The following is a 16893-nucleotide window of genomic DNA, read 5'->3' on the forward strand; positions in this document are numbered from 1 at the left end:
AATGGGTCATAGCCAGTGTAAGATGAACAGTTGCGTGTACAGATTGTGCCATCAACCGGACGGGACGCGTGAAGTCGTCGCTTATGCAAATGAAATTCGGGTTAGCCGCGCTGGCGTTGGCGTTGGCGGGATTGCAGGCCGTGCCTGCCCAGGCCGCTGACCGGCCGAAGACGCCGCCGCGAGCTCGCCAGCCGGAAACCGATGTCATCCGATTGCGCGAAGGCCAGTTGCCTTACGTCAAACTGACCTCGGATATCTTTTACCGGATCGTGGCCGCCGAGATCGCGGCGCAGCGGGGCATGTACGGCACGGCAGCGTCGACGATGCTGGGCCTGGCGCGAGACACCAGCGATCCGCGCGTCGCGCGGCGCGCGCTGGAGTTCTACCTGGCTGGTGGCAACCTGAAGGGTGCGCTGGACGCCGCGCGCATCTGGGCGCGCCTGGCGCCCAACGATCCGGAAGCCGGCTCGACCGAGTTGGCGCTGGCCGCGGCCAACGGCCAGACCAAGGGCCTGGGGCCGGCGCTGCGCGCGCGCATCGACGAGGCCAAGGACAAGCAGGCCGCCATCGCGCAGACCATGGCGGTGCTGGGCCGTGTCAGCGACCGCAAGCTGGCGTTGCAGATCCTGGATGAAGCCTTGAGCCCCGCCACGCGCAAGCTGCCGGTGGCGCATCTGGCGCTGGCCGATGTGGCGCAGGCGGCGGGCGACAACGCCCGCGCGTTGGAAGAATCGCGCGCCGCGCTGGCCGCGGATCCCAAGTCCGAAGCCGCCGCGCAGCGCGTGCTGGAATATGGCATGAAGGTCGACCCGCAGCGCGCCGCGGCCGATGCCCGCGCTTTTCTTGCGCGCCATCCCGACGCGCGCAAGCTGCACCTGATGCTGGCCGCGCAACTGGCCGAACATAACGACTACGACGGCGCGCTCAACGAGCTGCAGGCGATGTCGCGCCGCTCCCCGGAAGATTTCGACCTGATGTTCATGCAAGGCCAGCTGGCCTACAAGGCCGGCCGCCTGGACCAGGCGCGCAGCTACCTGCGCCAGTACCTGGACGTGCAGAGCCAGCGCCAGCGCGCCATCGTGCCGGGCGCCACCGACGCCACCGCGGCGGCGGCCGATGCCCGCGTGCTGCTGGCCCGCATCGATGAGGACCAGGGCCGCTATGACGACGCCATCGCCGAGCTCGGCCGTATCGACGATCCGACGATGCGCTACCAGGCGCGCATGCGCCAGGCTTCGCTGCGCGCCAAGCAGGGCCGGATAGACGACGCCGTGGCGATGGTCGACCGCGCGCAGCCGCAGGACGAGGAAGAGCGGGTGCTGGGCGTGCTGACCAAGGCGCAGATCCTGCGCGACGCCGACCGCACCGACCAGGCCATTGCCCTGCTGTCGGGCGCCGACAAGGCCATGCCGGACACGGTGGAGATCAAGTACGAACTGGCCATGCTCTACGAGCGCAAGGACAAGCTGGCCGATCTCGAACGCCTGCTGCGCCAGGTGATCGCGCTCGATCCGGACCATGCCCACGCCTACAACGCCTTGGGCTACACCCTGGCCGATCGCAACGTGCGGCTGCCGGAGGCGCTGGACCTGATTACCCAGGCGCTGGACCTGTCGCCGGACGATCCATACATCATGGACAGCATGGGTTGGGTGAAATACCGGATGGGCGATAACGCCGCCGCGCTGAGCTATCTGCAACGGGCATATACGCAGCGACCCGAAGCGGAAATCGGCGCCCACCTGGGCGAGGTGCTGTGGGCCAGCGGCCGGCGCGACGAGGCCACGACGGTATTCCGCAACGCGTCGCGCAAGGAACCCGGCAACAAGGTCCTGCGCGAGGTGATCACGCGCCTGGGGGTCAAGTTGTGATTGCGGCGGGCTGTGTGAACGCCGCGGCCGCGCGCGTGGCGCGGCGGGCGCCTCGTTGGCTGCAATGGCGCGTCGCCGCCGCGACGCTGCTGTGCGGTGCGCTGGCGGGCTGCGTGACGCCCGACCGCATCGCCGGCACGGGCGCGCACGGCGAGTTTTCACGGGTGGGCCGTTTCGCGCTCACGGTCAACCAGGATGACGGGCGCCAGAACGCGCTGCAGGGCGGCTTCTCCTGGCTCGACGATGGCCGCCGCTATGTGCTGGACCTGACCACGCCCTTGGGATCGACGCAGGCGCGGGTGGAGGGCCGGCCGGGGATGGCCACGCTCGACAAGGCCGATGGCACGCATTTGCAGGCCAGCGATCCAGATGCCCTGGCGCAGGACGCCCTGGGCAGCCGCGTGCCGGTCTCCGGCTTGCGCGATTGGTTGCGCGGACGCCTTGCGCCGCAACCGCCGGCGCAGGACGTGCAGCGCGACGATCAGCAGCGGGTGGCGGCGTTCCAGCAGGGCGGCTGGTCGGCGCGCCTGTCGCGCTATGACGACCTGGGACCGCAGTTGCTGGTGCTGGAGCGGCGCGAAGCCGACCGCAACATCGTCCTGCGCCTGGTCGTCACGCCGGACTCCTGATGCGCGGCTTTCCAGCCGGCGGGGGCCATCCGTGAATCTCTACGACGTTCCCGCTCCCGCCAAGCTCAATCTCTTCCTGCACGTGGTGGGCCGTCGCGCCGACGGCTACCACCTGCTGCAAACGGTATTCCGCTTCATCGATCTCGCCGACACGCTGCATTTCACCGCGCGCGCCGACGGCCGCATCGAGCGCGACCAGCCGCTGGCCGGCGTCGATCCGGAACAGGACCTGACCGTGCGTGCCGCGCGCGCCTTGCAGGCGGCCACAGGGACGCGCCAGGGCGCCACCATCGCGCTGGAGAAGCGCATTCCCATGGGTGGCGGCCTGGGCGGCGGATCGAGCGATGCGGCATCCACGCTGATCGCCCTGAACCGGCTGTGGGGGACGGGGCTGAGCCGCGCGGAACTGATGCGGCTGGCCTTGCCCCTGGGCGCGGACGTGCCCGTGTTCGTCTTCGGTCAGTCGGCATTCGCCGAGGGCGTGGGCGAGGCGTTGTCGGCGGTGCCGCTGCCGTCGCGGGCCTACCTGGTCGCGCAGCCGGACGCCAGCGTGCCCACGCCTGTTGTTTTTTCCGATCCGGATTTGACAAGGGACACGAAACTGATCACAATAGCGGACTTTCTTGCTTCGCCTTATTTCCACCGGGGGCAACCCTCCCGAGGATACTTCGGCCGCAATGATCTGGAACCGGTGGTCTACCGGCGCTTTCCGGAAGTTTCCCGGGCTGCGCGGTGGTTGTCGGGAACGGGACGTGCGTCGGAGAATCAGGAAAAGGATCGCGGTTTGGATGTGCGTATGTCAGGGTCCGGCGCCTGCTTGTTTGCCGAATTCGACAGCATCGAAAAAGCGATTTTGGCGCAGCGTGAAATTGCCGCTACAATGCGCGTCGCTGGTTCAGCCAGTACGTCGCAAGCGACGCAAGAATCGCCTCCGCGGTTCCGGTTATTGCAGGCCTGCCCTGGTTTGACCGAACATCCGCTCAGGCACTGGATTGCTAGCTAGTGGGGAGTCGCCAAGTTGGTTAAGGCACCGGATTTTGATTCCGGCATGCGAAGGTTCGAATCCTTCCTCCCCAGCCCCTCACGAATTTATATAAAAAAGCTGTTGAACTCGCCCGTATAGCCAGAGGCCAAGGTTCAGCAGCTTTTTTGTTTTTCGACCAAAACGATCTTCGCGATCTTTGCACTCGCATCATGTCAAAAGACAGCTTCATGATTTTCACGGGGACGGCCAATACCCGTCTCGCCGTTGACGTCGCCAACCACCTGGACATGTCGCTGGGCAAGATGACGGTCGGCCGTTTCTCCGACGGCGAAGTGATGGTCGAGATCAATGAAAATGTGCGCGGCAAGGACGTTTTCGTTCTGCAGCCCACCTGTGCCCCGACCAATGACAATCTGATGGAAATCATGGTCATGGTCGACGCCCTGCGCCGTGCGTCGGCGGGCCGCATCACCGCCGCCATTCCGTATTTCGGCTATGCGCGCCAGGATCGCCGCCCGCGATCGGCGCGCGTGGCCATTTCGGCAAAGGTCGTGGCCAACATGCTGCAGGTCGCCGGTGTCGACCGCGTGCTGACGATGGACCTGCACGCGGACCAGATCCAGGGTTTCTTCGACATTCCCGTGGATAACATCTACGCCGGCCCCATCCTGCTGGGCGACATCTGGCGCCGCAACTTCTCCAACCTGGTCGTGGTTTCCCCCGACATCGGTGGCGTGGTGCGCGCGCGCGCGCTGGCCAAGCAGCTGGAAGCCGACCTGGCCATCATCGACAAGCGGCGTCCGCGCGCCAACGTGTCGGAAGTCATGAACATCATCGGCGAAATCGACGGCCGCACCTGCATCATCATGGATGACATGGTCGACACCGCCGGTACGCTGTGCAAGGCCGCGCAGGCGCTGAAAGAGCGCGGCGCCGGCGCCGTGTACGCCTATTGCACGCACGCCGTGCTGTCGGGCGGCGCGGTCGAGCGCATCGAAGGCTCGGAGCTGGATGAACTGGTCGTCACCGACACCATCCCGCTGTCGGAAGCGGCGCGCTCGGGCAAGAAGATCCGCCAACTGTCCTGCGCCGGCCTGCTGGGTGAAACCATCCTGCGCATTTCCAACGCGGAATCGGTCAGCTCGCTGTTCGCGGACTGAACCGGTACCCCCTGTCCCAGGCGCTCGATCAGGCCCGGACAGCAAGTTTTCCACCTCGCGCTGGTCGCGGCACGGGGTGATCCACTCGGACCGTCATGGATGGTCCGTGTTCACAACCGGACGTTTCGGCGTCCATTTACTTAGCCAGTCTGGAGTTTTCCATGAAATTCAATGCCACCACGCGTAGCGTCCAGGGATCGAGTGCGAGCCGCCGCCTGCGCCGCGCGGGCCGCGTTCCCGCCATCGTTTATGGCGTCGGCACCCAGCCCCTGAACATCGAGCTCGACCACAACGAGATCTACCATGCCCTGCGCAAGGAAGAGTTCCACTCCTCCATCCTGGACATGGAAGTCCAGGGCGGCAAGGCCGAGAAGGTGCTGCTGCGCGCCGTGCAATGGCACGCGTACAAGCCGCAAGTGATGCACGTCGACTTCCAACGCGTCGACGCCAGCAAGGCCCTGCACACCAAGGTGCCGCTGCACTTCGTCAACGCCGATGTGTCGCCTGCCGTGAAGCTGAGCAGCGCCATCATCACCCACGTGCTGACCGAAATCGAAGTCAGCTGCCTGCCGGCCGACCTGCCCCAGTTCATCGAGGCCGACCTGAGCAAGCTGGAAGCCGGCGCTTCGCTGCACCTGGCCGACGTGACCCTGCCCAAGGGCGTGACCTACGTGTCGCACGGCGGTGACGCCAACCCGGTGCTGGCCTCGGCCCTGACCAAGGGCGGCCCGGCTGAAGACGCCGATGCCGGCGAAGCCGCTGGCGACGCCGCGCCCCAGGCCTAAGCCCGACGCCGGCCAACGGCGCGGCCTTCGCGGGCCGCGCTGCCGAGTGCAAGGCGATACGCAGTACCCGACCCCGCGCGTGGATTTCCACCGCGGGGTTTTTCATGTTCTGATAGCGGCCATTGCATGCCGTCGCGGCGCAAGCGCGCGCGACGTCCAGGTCTTCTACCATGTCTACTCCCATACGTTTGATCGTCGGGCTGGGCAATCCCGGTCCCGAATACGAAACGACCCGGCATAACGCCGGGTTCTGGCTGGCCGACCATGTGGCCGACGACTTGCGCGCCACTTTCGCGATGGAAAAGGGCTTTTCCGGCTTCGTCGCCAAGGCGCGCCACGGCGGCGAGAATGTCGTGCTGCTCAAGCCCATGACCTATATGAACAAGTCTGGCCAGGCGGTCGGCGCGCTGGCGCGTTTCTTCAAGTTCACGCCGGAACAGGTCCTCGTGCTGCACGATGAGCTGGACCTGATGCCGGGAGAGGTCAAGCTCAAGCAGGGCGGCGGCCATGCGGGTCATAACGGCCTGCGTGACATCCAGTCCGCGCTAGGCAGCCCGAACTTCTGGCGCCTGCGCCTGGGCATAGGCCATCCCCGTACGCTGGGCCTGGCCCAGCAGGTGGCGGATTTCGTGCTCCATGCGCCCCGCCGCGAGGAGCTGACGGGCATCGAGTCGGTCATCGACCGCTGCCGCGCGGTCATGCCTCAACTGCTGGACGGCGAGTTCACCAAGGCAACCCAGCAGTTGCACCGGGAGAACAAGGCGTGAGCGCCGAACGGCCGCGGCGGCAGTCCGTGAGCGGCGAACCGCTGTCGACGCCAGGCCATGGCGGCCCGGCTGGCGGACCGGCGGGATCCGCGGCCAGCGGCGGGCGTGGCGGGATGCCTCGCCTGCGCGACGATTTCAAGGACTTCCTGCGCTTCGTGCGGCGGCCGACGCTGCGCCATCTGCCGCCCCATGCGCCGATTGTCGGCATAGGCGCGGACTGGGTGCCGCAGACCACCTTGCGCCGCGTGCTGGCCTGGGTGGTCATGCTGTGGGCCTTCAATCTGCTGGTGCTGGGGCCCTTGGCCTTGAAGGTCGCCACCATGGGCGGCGCGCATCATCGGCTGGAGTCGGGCAATATCCCCTGGATGGTCGCCATTTTCTGGGCGCCGCTGGTCGAGGAAATGGTGTTCCGGTATTTCTTGCGGCGGCCGGGGCAAGCCTTGTGGCTGGTTCCGCTGATGCTGGCGCCCATGCTCAAGGGACCGACCGCCTGGAGCCTGCCGCTGGCGGCCCTGGTGGTCGGCGCCAGCGTGTGGACCCGGCAGCGCGCCCGGCAGGCGGGGCAGGGGTGGTCCTGGGGATGGCGCCGCCGCTATGTGCGGTTTTTCCCCCTGGTCTTCCATGTGGCCTCGCTCACCTTCGCCGCCTTGCACCTGGGGAATTTCACGCTCAACCATACCCTGCTCTGGTTGATGCCCGTGCTGGTCCTGCCGCAATGGCTGACCGGACTGGTGCTGGGCTGGATGCGCGTGCGGCGCGGGATAGGCGCGTCGGTGCTGATGCATATGATGTTCAATGCGGGGCCGGTGCTGCTGGTGTTGGCGCTGGTGAGGTGGGCGCCGGAGCTGGCGAGCTGAGTACCGGCAGGCCTTTGAGCCGCGTCGGATCAGTCTGATATTTCAGCGATAGGGTCGTTGAGGATATAGCTCAGGGCAGAATGGTCTTTTCCCCTTCGTATGGCATCATCCCCGATGGCAAAAGACAACGTTGCGCGCGAGCTTGATGATATGGGAAACAAGGCAATGAAGGCACCCGTGTTTATTACGCGTGTGGTTCTGCGGAATTATCGAAGCATAGGCCTGTGCAATGTGGATCTCGGCGCGTTGACCTATTTGGTTGGCGCAAATGGCGCTGGGAAAAGCAATTTTGTAGATGCCTTGCATTTCGTATCCGAAGCGCTGACAAGCTCCCTTGACCAAGCACTCAACGTTCGCGGCGGTCTTGCCGAGGTGCGTCGACATTCGGGTGGTCACCCGACGCATTTCGGGATACGGCTCGATTTCCAGTTGAACGGTGTCGCCGGGCATTACGCATTTGAGATAGCTGCTGTGAAGAATCGCGGGTTTCAGGTGCAAGAGGAAGAATGCACCTGGGGGGAGTGGGGGAAAGGCCCCTACTATCGAGTCGAGCGTGGAGAGGTAAAGGAGAGCAGCGAGTCAGTATTGCCGGCGCTGGCCAATGATCGCCTCGCCTTGGTCGCCATTTCCGGTTTAACTGCATTTCGCCCGATCTTCGATGCGCTTAGCAGCATGGGTTTCTACAATTTGAACCCGAAGCTGATGCGAGAACTCCAAAAATCACAAGAAGGACGCCTCTTGAAGTCGGAAGGGGAAAATATCGTTTCCGTGATTGGCCATTTGGAAAAGGTACATCCCGCAGCGCTGCGGGTGATCGAGGAGTACCTGCAAACAGTCGTGCCGAGGGTTCACACGGTAAGACGGGTGCAGGTCGGACCGATGGAGACAATGGAGTTTCGGCAAGACGTGCGTGGAGCAAAAGACCCATGGCGCTTCCAGGCGCAAAATATGTCGGACGGAACATTGCGGGCACTGGGCGTATTAACCGCGCTGTTTCAGGGCAATCAGGATTTCTCGCCGACGCTGATCGGCATCGAAGAGCCTGAGACCGCACTGCACCCGGCTGCGAGCGCAGCATTGAGGGAAGCGCTGCAGCGGGCATCGGAGCATACCCAGATTATCGTGACCAGCCATAGTCCCGAATTACTGGACGATGCGTCTGTGCGGGATGACCAAATACTTGCCGTGGTCTCGGATGATGGTGAAACAAAAATTGCCTCGATCGATCCCGCTTCCCGCGATGCAATAAGAAGTCACCTTTTCTCCGCGGGCGAATTGCTCAAGTTGGGGCAGTTGCAGCCGGACCCGGAAGTCCTGGAAAAGCAGTCACCCCGCCAAGTGTCCCTTTTCGATGGAGGGCTCGTTGAATAGCGTGGTCAGCATCGTGGAAGGGCATGGAGAAACGACTGCTTTTCCGCAGCTATTGCGTCGAATTGCTGCCTGGCGTACGCCAGAAATTCATGTGGACGTGCAGCCTCCCATAAGGGTGAAGAAAGACCGCTTTCTCAACCGCGAAGAGGAGTTTGACCGCTATCTACGACTTGCCGGCGGGAAAAGCGGGTTGGACGGGTGGGTGGTCATTCTTCTGGACGCCGATGATGACTGCCCTGCAGCGCATGGCCCTGGTATCTTGGCTCGCGCTCGGACCGTCCTACCGCATAGGTCGGTGTCTGTCGTTCTGGCGAATAGGGAGTTTGAGGCGTGGTTCATAGGCGCAGCAGCGTCCCTTGAAGGCCACCGGGGACTTAGAATAGGCGCGCACGATTTACGTATGGATCCGGAGCAACCGCGTGACGCAAAAGGGTGGTTGCGGGAGCGCATGGCCAATCGCTCGTATGGTGAAACCACTGATCAGCCAGCTTTCGTTGCGAGAATGGATCTGCAGCAAGCCTATGACCGCTGTCGGTCGTTCAGAAAGTTGTGCGGGGATTGGGATCGACGGTTTGGCGCGTTACAAACTCAGTGATGTCCGGGGGTGTGGGATACGCGGACGTTCTGATCGCTGCGGCAACGCAACAGTTAGCCTTCATTCCCAAGTCGACTCAACATATTTTCAGGCGCTCTCGTGTATCGTCCGGAGCGCATTTTCTGGAGACAGGCAGGCCCGGAGCATGGACGCATCCGCGATCCGCCGGGCCGGATGGCATCTATGGATACGTTGAAATCGGCGGCCGATACGCTGTTCATTCTCATAGGCGCGGTGATGGTGCTCGCGATGCATGCGGGGTTCGCGTTTCTTGAGCTGGGCACGGTGCGCAAGAAGAACCAGGTCAATGCCCTGGTGAAGATCCTGGTGGATTTCGCGGTGTCGACCATCGCGTATTTCTTCATCGGCTACAAGATCGCGTACGGCGTGCAGTTCTTCACGGGCGCGGAAGCGCTGGCGGTGAAGAATGGCCATGAGCTGGTGCGTTTCTTTTTCCTGCTGACGTTCGCGGCGGCGATTCCGGCGATCATCTCCGGCGGCATCGCGGAACGGTCGCGCTTCAATCCGCAACTGGCGGCGACCTTCCTGCTGGTGGGGTTCGTCTATCCCTTTTTCGAAGGCATCGTGTGGAATGGTCATCTGGGCCTCCAGCAGTGGCTGACCGAAGTCGCGGGGGTGCCTTTCCATGATTTCGCGGGGTCGGTGGTGGTGCACGCGTTTGGCGGCTGGGTCGCGTTGATCGCCGTGGTGCTGCTGGGCGCGCGGCGCGGGCGTTACAAGGATGGCCGCATCGCCGCCCATCCGCCGTCGAACATTCCTTTCCTCGCGCTGGGGGCGTGGGTGCTGGCGGTGGGTTGGTTCGGGTTCAACGTCATGAGCGCGCAGACCCTGGACAAGATCAGCGGCCTGGTTGCCATCAATTCGCTCATGGCGATGGCGGGCGGCACGCTGTCGGCGTGGGCGGTGGGGCGCAATGACCCCGGCTTCACCTACAACGGTCCGCTGGCCGGCCTGGTGGCCGTGTGCGCGGGATCGGACGTCATGCATCCGCTGGGTGCGTTGGCGACCGGCGCTATCGCGGGCGTGTTGTTCGTCTACATGTTCACCAGGGTGCAGAACAAGTGGCGCATCGATGACGTGTTGGGGGTCTGGCCCTTGCATGGTTTGTGCGGCGCCTGGGGCGGCATTGCCGCCGGCATCTTCGGCCTGCAATCGTTGGGCGGCCTGGGCGGCGTATCGTTCGGCGCCCAGTTGGCAGGCACCGTCTTCGGCGTCGTCGTCGCGTCGCTGGGCGGCTTCATCGTCTATGGCGCCATCCGGGCCCTGGTCGGTCTGCGCGTCAGCCAGGAAGCCGAATTCAACGGCGCCGACCTGTCCATACACCGTATCTCGTCCACGCCGGAACGCGAGACGAATTGGTGAACGAATCGGTGAGCGAATTGGTGAACTAAGCCTAAGCCGCTCCGTCGGTCAAAAGGAGGGTGCACGTCGAGGCGTGCGCCTCCCGTCCTGCCGGGCCATACTCCCCATACAGGTTTTCGTCAGAACTCCGCTGATATACGACTCCGATGCCTGAAGAACGATAAGTGGTGCTTCATCACAACGCAGGTCCAGGAGGAGTAAGCATGAAACAGACGAAATCCTTGCTCATTGCCGCATTGACCTTGGGGCCGGTTCTGGCGCTTGCCGCGACGGAGCCACAGGCAATACCGTTCAAGGCGACCAACCCCATCAAGATGCCCGCCGGGCAGCACCTGGGCGAGGTATCGGGCGTCGCGGTCGACAAGGTTGGCCATATCTACGTCTATCAGCGCGGCAACACGAACGGGCCGGCCTATGGTGCGGCGGCGGCCCAGTTGCTGGAGTTCGACCAGAACGGCAAGTATGTGCGCGAGATAGGCGCGCATCTCTACGCCTGGTCCTTCGCCCACGATGTTCGCGTCGATCCCCAAGGCAATATCTGGGCGGCCGACAAGGGTTCGGACATGGTCATCAAGTTCAACAGGGAAGGCGAGGTGGTCTGGACCTTTGGCCGCAAGCCCGAGGCCAGCGACGAGGGCGCCCATCCGCTGGAGCACCCCAAGCCGCCCCTGCCCGCCGTCGACGGCGCTTTCCGCCAGGTTACCGACATGGCCTGGGATTCCAAGGGCAATACCTATATCTCCGATGGCTACATCAACTCGCGGGTGGCCAAGATCGGCCCCGACGGTCGCTGGCTGAAGTCCTGGGGCTCGTTCGGTTCGGAGCCGGGCCAGTTCAATACCTTGCACGCCATCGCCACCGACGCCGAGGACCATGTCTACGTGGCGGATCGCGGCAACCGGCGTATCCAGGTGTTCGACCCCGACGGCAAGTACCTGCGCTCGATCACCATCGACCTGCCGGCGCCAGCCGACGCCCAGCAGCTGTACGGCAACAAGCCCAACCCCGAGGCCGGCGGCGTCGCCACCATGTTTCCCGGTGCGCCGTGGACGTTGTGCATCACGCCCAAGGTGCCCGGCAAGCAGCAGGTACTCTATACCTCCGACGCCTATCCCGGCCGTATCTACAAGCTGAGCCTGGACGGCAAGCTGCTGGGCTATCTCGGCAGCTCGGGCCGCAATGCGGGCCAGTTCGGCTGGGTCCACGAGATCGCCTGCCCCAGCGAGAACACGCTATACGTGGGCGAACTGCTCAACTGGCGTGTGCAGAAGCTGACCTTGAGTCCGAAGCCGTAAGGTAGGCGCCGGCGCGCGGCCCGGGGCCGCCGCCGGCTGGCTTGCCGTGGGGAAGGTGAACGCGGCCTGACGGAGTAGGTACGCTACACGGAAGCGATGGATGGCGCTTCTTACCCTCTATGCCGCCTTGCGCTTTTGCAGCGTATCCCAGCCCAGCATAGCCAGACCTACCGTCTTGGGCACGGTTTTTTCGCCGCGGCGATAATAGGCGAGCATCCTGCGGCTGATACCCAGCGCTTGCGCGGCGGCGTCAAGCGTGAGGTTGTTATGGTGCATCCAGGCGATGACGGACTGGTGAGAATATTCGCCGGCTTGCTCCAGTGCAAGCGCGCGCAGGTTGTCGCTCGCCAGGGTTAGATCATCGTCATTTGCGAAGATGACGCCGAGCGCGCAGTCGTCCGGCGCAACCGTGGCGAACACTTTGCGGTCCATGAGACGCGCGAGGCTTGGGTATTTCTTGACAGTGCCGGCCAGATCGACGACTGCCGCATACCCGTCCTCGAAGGCCAAGGCCAATCGCTGCGGACCGCAGGCGGAGACCTGCGTGATGACGAATTTGGATTGCTTCATGGTCCAGTTCTTGGCGTTTGAACGAACTGGATGGGTGTCGTTGGGTTTGAGTGCGTTCCCCCACGGCGTGCCGGTATGGCTGGGGTATCCCGGCGCTCGGTTAAAATGCCCGGTTTACTGGACTGACGTCCGATCCGGCACCGATTTATAGATCCGCGTTTCGGTTTCCAGGCTGCTGCCTGGGGAAGCCGACGAACAGCGGACAGGCCGGCGGCGCGATCGTGCCGGGCTCGCCGGTGCGTTGATACTTATAGGATTTCCATGGCTCTGCAATGCGGCATCGTCGGCCTGCCCAACGTCGGCAAATCGACCCTCTTCAATGCCCTGACGAAGGCCGGCATCCCGGCGGAAAACTACCCTTTCTGCACCATCGAGCCCAATGTCGGCGTGGTGGAAGTGCCTGATCCGCGCTTGCAGAAGCTGGCGGAAATCGTCTCGCCGGAGCGCATCCTCTCCGCGACGGTGGAGTTCGTCGATATCGCCGGCCTGGTCGCTGGCGCCAGCCAGGGTGAAGGGCTGGGCAACCAGTTCCTGTCGCACATCCGCGAGACCGACGCCATCGTCAACGTTGTGCGCTGCTTCGAGGATCCCAACGTGATCCACGTTGCCGGCAAGGTCGACCCCATCGCCGACATCGAAGTCATCGAAACCGAGCTGGCCCTGGCCGACTTGCAGACTGCCGAAAAGGCCCTGCATCGTCACCAGAAGACGGCCCGTTCCGGCGACAAGGAAGCGCAGAAGCTGGTGGGCCTGCTGGAAAAGTGCATCGCCCAGCTGAACCAGGCCAAGCCCGTGCGCGCGCTGGATTTCTCGCCGGAAGACCGTGCGCTGCTGGCGCCGCTGTGCTTCATCACGTCCAAGCCGGCCATGTACGTGGGCAACGTGAGCGATGACGGCTTCAACGACAACCCCTTGCTGGATCGCCTGAAGGAATTCGCCGCCGCCCGCAATGCGCCGGTCGTGGCCATCTGCGCGGCCATCGAATCGGAGATCGTCGATCTCGACGACGCCGACCGGGCGGCATTCCTGGCCGACATGGGCATGGAAGAGCCCGGCCTGAACCGCCTGATCCGTGCGGCGTTCAAGCTGCTGGGCCTGCAAACCTACTTCACCGCCGGCGTGAAGGAAGTGCGCGCCTGGACCGTCCCCATCGGCGCCACCGCCCCGCAGGCGGCTGGCGTCATCCACACCGACTTCGAACGCGGCTTCATCCGCGCGCAGACGATTTCCTATAACGACTACATCGCCTACAAGGGCGAGCAGGGGGCCAAGGAAGCAGGCAAGATGCGGGCGGAAGGGAAGGAGTATGTGGTGCAGGATGGGGATGTGATGAACTTCCTGTTCAACGTCTGAGAGGACGCGCAGGCGCAACGGAAGCGTGCGGCGCTGGCGGCCAATCGGGGGTTGGTGGGACTGTACTGGCAGATTGGCCGCGACATCCTAGCCCGGCACCGAGCAGGGTTGTGGCGCCAAGGCGATAGACCGGCTGGCGCACGACTTGCGTGCCGCCTTCCCGGACATGAAGGGCTTTTCGCCGCGCAATATCAAGTACATGCGGGCGCTTGCCGAGGCCTGGCCGGACGAATCAATTGTGCAACGGTGCTTGCACAATTGCCGTGGTATCCCCGTCTGGCTCTGTTGGACAAAGTATCCAGCCCTGAAACCCTGCAAACCAGTCTGCCGACGATCGAGCAAATCGAGCGGGAGTTGGGCAATTCCACAAATGATGGCATCGAGGAATAAAGTGTAGGTCCTCACCAGGCCTTGAAGTGCATACACCGACGGCCCGGCAAGCACATCACCCAGCACCAGCCAGGGAAAGTGGGATATGCCGCAATACTTCTCTGAAACGGGCTCCGTTGAAGCCGTCAATGCGCGCATGGGGGAGGACGCGTCCCCGCGTCTGGCGCAGGTCATGGCGTCATTGGTCGGCCATCTGCATGCCTTCATCAAGGACGTCCAGCTCACCCAGGAAGAATGGGCATGTGCCATCGATTTCCTGACGCGGACCGGCCAGTTGTGCAGCGAGCAAAGACAGGAGTTCATCCTGCTGAGCGATACGCTGGGCGTGTCGATGCTGGTGGACGCAATAAATAATCGGCGGCCTTCCGGCGCCACCGAAAATACGGTGCTGGGCCCATTCCACGTCGCGGGAGCGCCACGTCGGGAGATGGGCGCGAATATCTCCGCCGATGGCAAGGGCGAAAGCTGCCTGTTCGAGGGCCGGGTGCTGGACCCCGACGGCAAGCCCATCCAGGGCGCCCGCCTGGATGTCTGGTCGGACAATGCGGACGGCTACTACGATGTCCAGCAACCCGGCGCACAGCCACGGTGGAACAACCGCGGCATTTTCGAGACCGGCGCGGACGGCTGCTACCGGTTTCGCGGCATCAAGCCGGTTTCCTATCCCATCCCGCACGACGGCCCCGTGGGCAAGATGCTGGCCGCACTGGGCCGCCATCCCTATCGTCCGGCCCATATGCACTTCATCGTCACGGCGCCGGGTTTCCAGACGGTGGTGACGCATACCTTCGTGGGCGACGACCCCTACATCGCATCCGACGCGGTCTTCGGCGTGAAGGATGCCCTGGTGGCGCCGTTCCAGAAAGTGAGCGACGGGGAAACCCTTTGGCGCTCTCCTTTCGACTTCGTTCTCGTTCCAGTCTCTCCTTGAGGCCATGACAAGCGAGCCATATTGGAGACGGAACACCGAATATTGAATTCGCGTGACGGGCGTTGCAGCCCGCCCGAGCTCAAGCTGAAGCCGGCGCGCGGCGCCAATGTGTCTTGGTGCCGAACTTCACCCGGTTGTCGGTGAGTTTCATTGCGTCGACCATGACCTTCCAGACCGGCGAGGCAATGCCGCGCGTTTCAGGAAAGCGTTCATGGTACAGGGCGAGCACGCGGGCTTTTTCCGTGCTGTCCTCCACCTGCGTCGCGACGCCCGAGAATTGCAGCCCCAGGATCTGGGAGATGTCCCGCGGCTGGCCCGCGACGCAGCCTGCCACCCGCGGATGCGCCTGGATGGCGCGCGCATGGCGGGTGTCCAGGCTGCCCAGGAAGACCAGCGCCACGGTTTGCGGATCGTAGGCAAAGAAGGCGTTGCAGGCCCACGGCCCCTGCGCGTCCTGGACAGCCAGGGACAGGACGTGATGGTCGGCGAGCAAAGCAGTGATGGCGGCGGGTACGGGTTCCATGGCCGCCTATGTTACGGGATCCACGGCGGAGAGTTACAGCGGAGATCCGCAGCGGCGATGCAGATTGCCGCGCCATGCTGCCCGGCCGGTACAGGCGGCGCGTCCTGGCGGCGCTGTCGTCAACGCTTCCTGCCGTCCACCCGCTTGCCGCCCAGCTTGTCGATGACCTCGCGCGCTACCGCCTGCAAGGGCTGGCCCGTGTTCATCGCCGTCTTTTGCAACTGGTCGTGGGCGTCCTTCTCCGTGACGCCCAGGGCCGCGACGAGCACCCACTTCGCGCGCTCCACGTACTTGCGTTCCTCCAGGGCCTTGCGCGCCTGCGCCAGCTGGTGCTCGGAATCGGCCAGGCGCGCGGTCTGGCGCGCCAGCATGTCCAGTACCGACGCCTGCAGGCCGGCGCCCAGCGGGTCATCGGGCAGTGCGTTCAACGGACGGGCCTGGACGTTGAAGACACGGCCCGCGCCGTCGCGTGGATCGGCGCTGGAGAGCTGGTCGAGCAGGACGCGATGGTCCGCCAGTTCCTCGCGCATCGACGTGATGCGGGCCTGGCAGAGCCGCGCCAGTTCATCGATCAGCTTGCGCTCGACGTGGTGCATGGCGTCGATGCGCGCGGTGGCGGCCGCGAACCATGCCGCGCTCAGCTGGCGGTCCACCTGCTGCCCGGCGTCGGTCCGCGCGGCGATGGTGCGCAGGCGTGCCAGCGTTTCGGTGAGTTCTCCCACGCTGCGCCAGGCCTGGGCATCGGCGTCCCGGGGTCCGCCATGGGCCAGGAATGCATCGAAGCAGCGCTCCTGGGCCTGCGCCAGGGCCTGCATCTGCGCCTTGCGTTCGTCGGTGAAGTAGCCGTTCAGGAAACCGATGACGCCACAGGCCCTTTCCTGGCCGCACAGTTCCTTGCCCTGGATGAAGTTGAGCAGCGCCACCAGCGCCCGCGTGACGTCGGCGTCGACGGCGGTGTCCGCCAGTTCGAATACGATGGCCAGCAAGGCGCCCAGCAGGCCGGTATAGCGGCTGGTGGCGGCTTCCGCCGCGATCGCGCGACGGCGGACCTGTTCGCGCAGCGTCTCCAACTGCTCCAGCTGTTGCAAGGCATGGGCGACCGCGGACAGCAGGCGCACGCTGGCATGCTCGGCCGGACCGCTGGGTTCGATCAGGCAGTCCCAGGCCGCGCGCACCTCGGCTTCGATGGCCGCGCTATCGCGCGCTTGCGCGGCGACTTCGGCGAGCATGGTGTCGCCGACGTCGCAAAGCAGGGCATTGGACAGGCCGCGCTCTTTTTGCAGCCCGTGCACCAGTTGGCTGATCAGGTCGACCAGCCGCGACAGGTCCGTCAAGGCTTCGAGCCTGCCCAGTTCCCGTTGGCGCGCCGCCATGAGAAAACGCAGGGGCGGCGCGAGTCTTTTTTTCTGCATCAAACTGATCCCCGCT

General features: G+C 64.3%; 16 protein-coding genes, 1 tRNA gene and 1 pseudogene. 15 read left to right on the plus strand and 3 right to left on the minus strand.

What is annotated here, in order from left to right:
• The first annotated feature begins 1 nt into the window (after position 1).
• The 12 genes and pseudogenes from C7R54_RS13715 (at position 2) to C7R54_RS13770 (ending at position 11698) form a co-directional block, all read left to right on the plus strand.
• Positions 2 to 1871 (plus strand): annotated as a pseudogene (locus C7R54_RS13715) (tetratricopeptide repeat protein).
• 14 nt (positions 1872 to 1885) lie between these two features.
• Positions 1886 to 2500: a lipoprotein insertase outer membrane protein LolB gene (gene lolB, locus C7R54_RS13720; RefSeq protein WP_377814483.1), complete on the plus strand. Its 615-nt coding sequence runs from the start codon at positions 1886 to 1888 to the stop codon at positions 2498 to 2500.
• 31 nt (positions 2501 to 2531) lie between these two features.
• A complete protein-coding gene (gene ispE / locus C7R54_RS13725; protein ID WP_129150969.1) occupies positions 2532 to 3503 on the plus strand; it encodes a 4-(cytidine 5'-diphospho)-2-C-methyl-D-erythritol kinase in 972 nt (323 codons plus the stop codon).
• Positions 3504 to 3577 (plus strand) — tRNA-Gln (locus tag C7R54_RS13730).
• Between the two features lie 117 nt (positions 3578 to 3694).
• Entirely contained in the window at positions 3695 to 4645 is a 951-nt protein-coding gene (locus C7R54_RS13735) for a ribose-phosphate pyrophosphokinase (RefSeq protein ID WP_192903653.1), read from the plus strand.
• Between the two features lie 161 nt (positions 4646 to 4806).
• A complete protein-coding gene (locus C7R54_RS13740; RefSeq protein WP_129150970.1) occupies positions 4807 to 5430 on the plus strand; it encodes a 50S ribosomal protein L25/general stress protein Ctc in 624 nt (207 codons plus the stop codon).
• 170 nt (positions 5431 to 5600) lie between these two features.
• A complete protein-coding gene (gene pth, locus C7R54_RS13745) occupies positions 5601 to 6197 on the plus strand; it encodes an aminoacyl-tRNA hydrolase (protein WP_129150971.1) in 597 nt (198 codons plus the stop codon).
• Between the two features lie 113 nt (positions 6198 to 6310).
• On the plus strand, positions 6311 to 7054 hold the full coding sequence (locus C7R54_RS13750) for a CPBP family glutamic-type intramembrane protease (RefSeq protein ID WP_129151078.1): 744 nt from the start codon (positions 6311 to 6313) through the stop codon (positions 7052 to 7054).
• A gap of 114 nt (positions 7055 to 7168) precedes the next feature.
• On the plus strand, positions 7169 to 8425 hold the full coding sequence (locus C7R54_RS13755; RefSeq protein WP_240039511.1) for an AAA family ATPase: 1257 nt from the start codon (positions 7169 to 7171) through the stop codon (positions 8423 to 8425).
• Entirely contained in the window at positions 8406 to 9020 is a 615-nt protein-coding gene (locus C7R54_RS13760) for a DUF4276 family protein (RefSeq protein ID WP_204524330.1), read from the plus strand. The genes C7R54_RS13755 and C7R54_RS13760 overlap by 20 nt, the downstream gene beginning before the upstream one ends.
• A 183-nt stretch (positions 9021 to 9203) precedes the next feature.
• Positions 9204 to 10403: an ammonium transporter gene (locus tag C7R54_RS13765; protein WP_129150973.1), complete on the plus strand. Its 1200-nt coding sequence runs from the start codon at positions 9204 to 9206 to the stop codon at positions 10401 to 10403.
• 203 nt (positions 10404 to 10606) lie between these two features.
• Positions 10607 to 11698 (plus strand): peptidyl-alpha-hydroxyglycine alpha-amidating lyase family protein, encoded by a 1092-nt coding sequence (locus C7R54_RS13770; protein ID WP_129150974.1) that lies wholly within the window; start codon positions 10607 to 10609, stop codon positions 11696 to 11698.
• A 117-nt stretch (positions 11699 to 11815) separates the two neighbouring features.
• Here C7R54_RS13770 and C7R54_RS13775 read toward each other — a convergent pair whose 3' ends face one another.
• Complete coding sequence (locus C7R54_RS13775; RefSeq protein ID WP_129150975.1) at positions 11816 to 12268, minus strand: hypothetical protein; 453 nt, start codon at positions 12266 to 12268, stop codon at positions 11816 to 11818.
• Between the two features lie 261 nt (positions 12269 to 12529).
• On the opposite strand from C7R54_RS13775, the gene ychF reads away from it, so the two are divergent.
• The 3 genes from ychF to C7R54_RS13790 all read left to right on the plus strand — a co-directional run bounded on the left by ychF (position 12530) and on the right by C7R54_RS13790 (position 14942).
• Positions 12530 to 13621: a redox-regulated ATPase YchF gene (gene ychF / locus C7R54_RS13780; RefSeq protein ID WP_129150976.1), complete on the plus strand. Its 1092-nt coding sequence runs from the start codon at positions 12530 to 12532 to the stop codon at positions 13619 to 13621.
• Between the two features lie 145 nt (positions 13622 to 13766).
• Positions 13767 to 14018, plus strand: a complete 252-nt coding sequence (locus tag C7R54_RS29490) for a DUF1016 N-terminal domain-containing protein (RefSeq protein ID WP_377814477.1) — start codon at positions 13767 to 13769, stop codon at positions 14016 to 14018.
• Positions 14019 to 14147: 129 nt separating this feature from the next.
• On the plus strand, positions 14148 to 14942 hold the full coding sequence (locus C7R54_RS13790; protein WP_275669692.1) for an intradiol ring-cleavage dioxygenase: 795 nt from the start codon (positions 14148 to 14150) through the stop codon (positions 14940 to 14942).
• Positions 14943 to 15021: 79 nt separating this feature from the next.
• Here C7R54_RS13790 and C7R54_RS13795 read toward each other — a convergent pair whose 3' ends face one another.
• Both C7R54_RS13795 and C7R54_RS13800 read right to left on the minus strand, forming a co-directional pair.
• The gene (locus C7R54_RS13795) at positions 15022 to 15465 is read right to left on the minus strand and encodes a pyridoxamine 5'-phosphate oxidase family protein (protein ID WP_129150978.1); all 444 of its coding nucleotides are present in this window, start codon (positions 15463 to 15465) and stop codon (positions 15022 to 15024) included.
• Between the two features lie 119 nt (positions 15466 to 15584).
• The gene (locus tag C7R54_RS13800; RefSeq protein ID WP_129150979.1) at positions 15585 to 16877 is read right to left on the minus strand and encodes a nitrate- and nitrite sensing domain-containing protein; all 1293 of its coding nucleotides are present in this window, start codon (positions 16875 to 16877) and stop codon (positions 15585 to 15587) included.
• Positions 16878 to 16893 lie beyond the last annotated feature (16 nt).

This window comes from Achromobacter aloeverae (assembly GCF_004121055.1).
In the GTDB taxonomy this organism is placed as follows: domain Bacteria; phylum Pseudomonadota; class Gammaproteobacteria; order Burkholderiales; family Burkholderiaceae_B; genus Bordetella_C; species Bordetella_C aloeverae.